The sequence below is a fragment of the Gilliamella bombi genome, from assembly GCF_900103255.1.
Lineage (GTDB): Bacteria > Pseudomonadota > Gammaproteobacteria > Enterobacterales > Orbaceae > Gilliamella > Gilliamella bombi.
The window spans coordinates 23,999-30,267 of record NZ_FMWS01000038.1; the positions used below are offsets into that span (position 1 = coordinate 23,999).

Annotated in this window: 4 protein-coding genes and 1 pseudogene; 2 read left to right on the forward strand and 3 right to left on the reverse strand. The window is 36.4% G+C overall.

The window, feature by feature from the left end; translation table 11 throughout:
• Positions 1 to 2 precede the first annotated feature (2 nt).
• The 3 genes and pseudogenes from lptE to bamD all read right to left on the reverse strand — a co-directional run.
• Positions 3 to 497 (reverse strand): LPS assembly lipoprotein LptE, encoded by a 495-nt coding sequence (gene lptE / locus B9N71_RS07905; protein ID WP_085165355.1) that lies wholly within the window; start codon positions 495 to 497, stop codon positions 3 to 5.
• 35 nt (positions 498 to 532) lie between these two features.
• On the reverse strand, positions 533 to 3,115 hold the full coding sequence (leuS, locus tag B9N71_RS07910; RefSeq protein WP_085165357.1) for a leucine--tRNA ligase: 2,583 nt from the start codon (positions 3,113 to 3,115) through the stop codon (positions 533 to 535).
• A 339-nt stretch (positions 3,116 to 3,454) separates the two neighbouring features.
• A pseudogene (gene bamD, locus B9N71_RS07915) lies at positions 3,455 to 4,177 on the reverse strand (outer membrane protein assembly factor BamD); the annotation flags it as partial.
• 92 nt (positions 4,178 to 4,269) lie between these two features.
• Between bamD and rluD the strand changes: the two are divergent.
• A complete protein-coding gene (gene rluD / locus B9N71_RS07920; RefSeq protein WP_085165361.1) occupies positions 4,270 to 5,244 on the forward strand; it encodes a 23S rRNA pseudouridine(1911/1915/1917) synthase RluD in 975 nt (324 codons plus the stop codon).
• A gap of 5 nt (positions 5,245 to 5,249) precedes the next feature.
• Positions 5,250 to 6,020, forward strand: a complete 771-nt coding sequence (gene pgeF, locus B9N71_RS07925) for a peptidoglycan editing factor PgeF (RefSeq protein ID WP_085165363.1) — start codon at positions 5,250 to 5,252, stop codon at positions 6,018 to 6,020.
• Positions 6,021 to 6,269 lie beyond the last annotated feature (249 nt).

Below are 6,269 nucleotides of genomic sequence, written 5' to 3' on the forward strand. Positions count from 1 at the left end.
CGTTAATTTACTGCATGAATCGATTTTAATTTACGGATGACTTGTTTAGCCGCTTGTTTAAACATTTCGTTTTCAATTAAGTCTTGTTCAACCGTCTTAGCCAAAGCTTCAGCTGGATTATCAAAAAACGTTCTAAACACGCGTACGCTTATTGGATAAGTCTGTTGACCAGCAATAACAATTTGTGCTTCAATCGTTAACACTAATTGGTATTCGGCTGCCTTACCATCTTGATAAATCGAGATGGTATTGCGACTTAGATTTTCACTTACCATTTTTAACAATGGTACCTGACCTGAAGCATTATTATTCGTTATTATCACATCATTATCGTGTAATAACTCTTTAATATTGCGAGACAATCTGCCATAAGGGTCATAACTTATGTAAGACATCGTTTTAAAACTTTCTGGCACTTCTGTCTCATGTTGTAAGTGAAATCCACATCCTGTTAAGGATATTGTTAATAACATAATTAATGCTAAATATTTTTTCATATTAATAACCGCCTAAATTTAGTTATCAAACAATATTAACCAACAACAAGATTTAATAATTTACCTGGTACATAAATCACTTTACGGATAGCAACATCACTCAAATATTTTTGGATGTTAGGTTCTTGTTTTGCTTGTGACAAAACAAAATCTTGATCGGCATCGGCAGGTACAACAAATTTACCACGGACTTTGCCATTGATTTGTACAACAATGAGTTTTTCGTCCTCAACCATTGCCGATTGATCAGCAACAGGCCAAATTGTATTATCAATCGATTCGTTGTTACCTAAAGCTTGCCACATAACAAAACAAGCGTGAGGCATCATAGGGTAAAGTAGTCGAACAATCGCATTTAAAGCTTCATTCATTAGAGCGCGATCTTGCCCAGTTTCTTGCGGTGCTTTTTGTAAGCGATTCATAAATTCCATCACAGCGGCAATAGCAGTATTAAATGTTTGGCGGCGGCCAATATCATCACTCACTTTCGCTATGGTTTTATGTAATTCACGACGCAATGATTTTTGTTCATTATCTAGAGCTGTAACGTCTAGTTTTGCTGCTACACCTTTTTGGGTATGTTCATAAACTAAACGCCATACACGTTTAATAAATCGGTTTGCACCTTCAACGCCAGATTCTTGCCATTCTAGTGTCATATCAGCAGGTGATGCAAACATCATAAACAATCGAACGGTATCAGCACCATATTTTTCAACCATTTCTTGCGGATCGATACCATTATTTTTTGATTTTGACATTTTGGTCATACCGGCATGAACTAGCTCATTGCCATGACTATCGACAGCTTTAGCAATGCGACCCTTATCATCACGTTCAATAGTGACTTCAGTTGGCGAAACCCAAATACGTTCATTTGTTGGACTGGTATAATAAAATGCATCAGCTAATACCATACCTTGGCAAAGTAGACGTTTTGCTGGTTCATCTGACGATACTAAACCAAAATCACGCATTAATTTATGGAAAAATCTAAAATAAAGTAAATGCATAATGGCATGTTCAATACCACCAACATACTGGTCAACAGGTAACCAATAGTTTGCTGCTTTTTCGTCTAACATACCTTTGTCGTAGTTTGGACAAGTGTAACGAGCATAATACCAAGAAGATTCCATAAAGGTATCAAACGTATCGGTTTCACGTAGTGCAGGTTGACCGTTAACGGTTGTCTTAGCCCAGTTAGGATCTGCCTTAATTGGACTGGTAATACCATTCATTTCAACATTTTCAGGTAAAATAACTGGTAATTGGTCTTCTGGTGTTGGTATGGTTGTACCATCTTCCAGCGTCACCATTGGGATTGGTGCACCCCAATAACGTTGACGCGAAACACCCCAATCACGCAAACGGTAATTAACTTTACGTTTACCAATACCTAATGCAATTAACTTATCAGCAACAGCATTAAATGCTTGATCAAAATCAAGACCATCAAATTCGCCTGAATTAAATAACTTGCCATGCTCAGTATATGCTTTTTCAGAAAGATCTGGTGCGTTACCGTCTTGAGTTAAAATAACAGGATTAATTGGTAAGTTATATTTTGAAGCAAATTCATAATCACGTTCATCGTGCCCAGGCACAGCCATTACTGCACCTGTACCATATTCAATTAACACAAAATTAGCAATCCAAACAGGGACTTTTTTACCTGTTAAAGGATGAATAGCATAAAAGCCTGTGGCAATACCTTTCTTTTCCATGGTTGCCATATCAGCTTCGGCTGTTTTGGTATTTTTGCATTCAGCAATAAATTCAGCAATTTTAGGATCGTTTTGAGCTGCTAATTGTGCAAGAGGGTGCTCTGCGGCAACAGAGACAAAGCTAACGCCCATTAATGTATCAGGACGAGTTGTATAGACGCGTAACTTATCAGGATAATTTTCAACAGCAAAATCAAACTCAACACCTTCAGAACGACCAATCCAGTTACGTTGCATGGTTTTAACTTGTTCTGGCCAACTTTCAAGCGTATCCAAATCATTAAGTAATTCTTCGGCATATTCGGTAATTTTAATAAACCATTGTGGAATTTCTTTGCGCTCAACAGGGGTATTACAACGCCAACAACAACCTTCAACCACTTGCTCATTAGCAAGTACGGTCTGATCATTTGGGCACCAGTTAACTGCCGATGTTTTTTTATAAACTAAGCCTTTTTCGTATAACTTAGTAAAAAACCATTGTTCCCATTTATAATATTCAGGACGGCAAGTAGTAATTTCACGATCCCAATCATAACCAAATCCTAAAAGTTGTAATTGCTTTTTCATATAAGCAATATTTTCATAGGTCCATTTTGCAGGTGCAGTATTGTTTTTAACTGCAGCACCTTCAGCAGGCAAACCAAACGCATCCCAACCGATTGGCTGTAGTACATTTTTACCATTTAAACGTTGGTAACGTGAAATGGTATCACCAATGGTGTAGTTACGAACATGACCAAGATGCAAACGCCCAGAAGGGTAAGGTAGCATCGATAAGCAGTAATATTTTTCTTTTGATGAATCTTCAGTAACGTGAAAGGTTTTATTTTCTTGCCAATGTTTTTGTACAATGGCTTCTATTTCATCTGGGCGATATTGTTCTTGCATGACGAGTTAATGTCCTATCTATTATTACTAATAAAAATATGCTGCTAATTGTATTGGTTATTGATTCGTTTTACAAACGATATATGAAGTAAGACATTGATTTCTTGTTATGATAAATTCTAAGTTATTGAGCATATTTTATTACTGATATTTAATAAATAACAAACCTTTAATAGGTTAAGGTGAAAGGGATACAAAAAGTTAAATTAATTGCTATTTAAGTGTGATTAAATAGCAATTAAAGGTAGGTATCTTAATTAAAAAAGCCTAACCACCATTAAAGACGCTAGTAAAACGTGACAAGAATGATCGTTGTTCTTCTTTAGGCATGTTTTTAAGATTTGCTTGAATCAGTTGATCAAGTTTTTGGGTTTCATCAACTAAGCCTAATTCATTATAAGCATTACGCATTAAAAGCAATGCTTCTTTAGTTGAATCGGTATCTGGAAACATAATTAACATTTCAGTCACGCGATTAATCACAGCTACATAAGCACCGCGTTTTGTATAGAATTGTGCGACTTTTAACTGATAGCGAGCCAATCTATTTTTCAAAAATACAAGGCGTTTTTGCGCATCGGCTGCATATTGACTGTTTGGAAAACTAGACAGTAGATAAGAAAAGTCCTTAAATGCAGCTGAAGCATAATCGGGATCGCGATCTGAACGATCAACATTAAACCAACCTTGGATCATATTGTCGTCTTGTGCCATATTTGAAATGCCACGCATATAAATAACCCAATCAATATTTGGATGCGTTGGATTCAATTTCAAAAAACGGTCAATTGACGCAATTGCTAACGGTAAGTCAGCTGATTTATAGTAAGCGTAAATCAAATCAAGTTGAACTTGTTGAGAATAAGGACCAAAAGGATAATTTTTGTCCAAGGACTCTAATATAGTAATACTGGATTTAATATTACCATTTTCAAGCTCTGACTTCGCTTTGTTATGTAGTTCAATCTCGGGTACATTTTCAACATCGGGCTTGGAAGAAGTACAGCCAATTAGCATGCCACTTAAAGCGATAGCTAGCAAAGAGTGTAAACGCAATTTCATTCAGTTTTTGATCCAAATATAATTAAACATTAAAGGCGATGATTAGTATATAATACTCTAAAACATAACAGCTTAAAATAGATAAATTACACATGCATGAGTTAAAATTATCAACTAAAATCGAACAAAGTCAACTAGGAATGCGTTTAGATCAAGCATTATCCGAGCTTTTTCCTGATTATTCACGCTCAAGAATAAAAGATTGGATTATTAATAATAAAGTCACTGTCAACGATGTTATCGTTAATAAACCAAAAGAAAAAGTGCTCGGTGGCGAAATAATAACTATTAATGCTGAAATTGAACAAGAAACTTATCATCAACCGGAAGATATAAAGCTTGATATTGTTTACGAGGATGATGACATTTTGGTGATTAATAAACCTCGTGATTTAGTTGTGCATCCTGGAGCAGGTAATCCTGATGGTACGGTATTAAATGCCTTATTGCATTATTATCCTGAGATAGCACGCGTACCCCGCGCAGGTATTGTGCATCGTCTAGATAAAGATACAACAGGGCTAATGGTTGTAGCTAAAACTATTATGGCACAAACACATTTGGTCGAATCACTTCAACTACGCGAAATTACACGCGAATATGAAGCTGTGGTCATGGGGATTATTACCGCAGGAGGAAGCGTTGATCAGCCTATCACCCGTCATCCAACCAAACGTACACATATGGCTGTATTCCCAACGGGTAAACCAGCGGTTACCCATTATAGAGTGATGGAAAAATATCGCCTACATACACGTTTGCGATTGCGCTTAGAAACAGGGCGAACTCACCAAATCCGAGTGCACATGGCACATATTGCTCACCCACTAATTGGTGACCCACTCTACGGTGGAAGACCAAGGCCGCCTAAGGGGGCTAGTGAATCTTTTATTCAAACTTTACGCGATTTTAATCGCCAAGCATTACACGCTACCATGTTGCGATTATATCATCCTATAACAGGTGAACAAATGGAATGGCATGCTCCTATTCCTGAAGATATGCAAAATTTAATACAAGCTTTACAAGAAGATACCGAACAGCATAAAGATGAACTAGATTGGTGATAAATATGATTAAATCGATTTACCCATATTGGACAGCCCCAAAAAAAATTCATGCCTTTACTTCAACACGAACTGGTGGTGTTAGTTTAGCGCCATTTGCAAGTTTAAATATGGGAAATCGAACTGGTGATAATTCAGAACATATTGCTGAAAACCGCCGAAGAATTATTCAAGCCGAACAAATACCAAGCGAACCGTATTGGTTAACGCAAACTCACAGCACAACAGTGCTTGATATATCACAAATTGCTTTACAGCCTCCAACAGGTAACATCGATTCTTATCAAACTTTTGAAGCTGATGGATCATATACCAATCAACCTAAGCAAGTTAGTGTGGTGTTAACCGCAGATTGCATGCCTGTCCTTTTTTGTACAACAAAAGGTGACGAAGTTGCAGCTGTCCATGCTGGTTGGCGAGGATTATGTAATGGTATATTAGAAGAAACAATCAAAAAATTTTCAAGCTCGCCATCAAACATCATTGCTTGGATGGGACCAGCCATTAGTGTCAAAAAATTTGAGGTAGGTATTGAAGTCAAACAACAATTTGAAAAAGTCGATCCAAAAGCACAAGAAGCGTTTAAATTGATCAACCCAACTGAACAAAAATACCTAGCAGACCTATATCTAATTGCCAAACAACGTTTACAAGCAGTAGGAGTAACGCAAATTTTTGGTGGTGATTATTGTACTTATACTGAACAAGATGAATTCTTCTCTTATCGACGTGAAAATAGAACTGGTAGAATGGCATCAATGATCTGGTTTGAATAAAAGAGTTTTTTTAAGCTAAAAACCTTCAATTTTTAGCTGCTTTGTAAAATATTTATAGTATAAAGATCTGCGGTAAATGTTAATATATAAAATTATAATATTTAAACCGCCATAAGATCTGAAGGCTTTCTATTGTTCAATTGTTATTTTATTTCGCTAACAAAAGAAGGTAATTCCCAAGCCCCACCGTCAAAACCTAAGCATTCACCTGTACTTATATTAGAGGAAAGCATAAATTTATGTCCATTC

What these genes read in the sequence shown, in the direction of transcription:
- leuS (WP_085165357.1), bottom strand. Translation starts at nt 3,115, where the DNA reads ATGCAAGAACAATATCGCCCAGATGAAATAGAAGCCATTGTACAAAAA.
- pgeF (WP_085165363.1), top strand. Translation starts at nt 5,250, where the DNA reads ATGATTAAATCGATTTACCCATATTGGACAGCCCCAAAAAAAATTCAT.
- lptE (WP_085165355.1), bottom strand. Translation starts at nt 497, where the DNA reads ATGAAAAAATATTTAGCATTAATTATGTTATTAACAATATCCTTAACA.
- rluD (WP_085165361.1), top strand. Translation starts at nt 4,270, where the DNA reads ATGCATGAGTTAAAATTATCAACTAAAATCGAACAAAGTCAACTAGGA.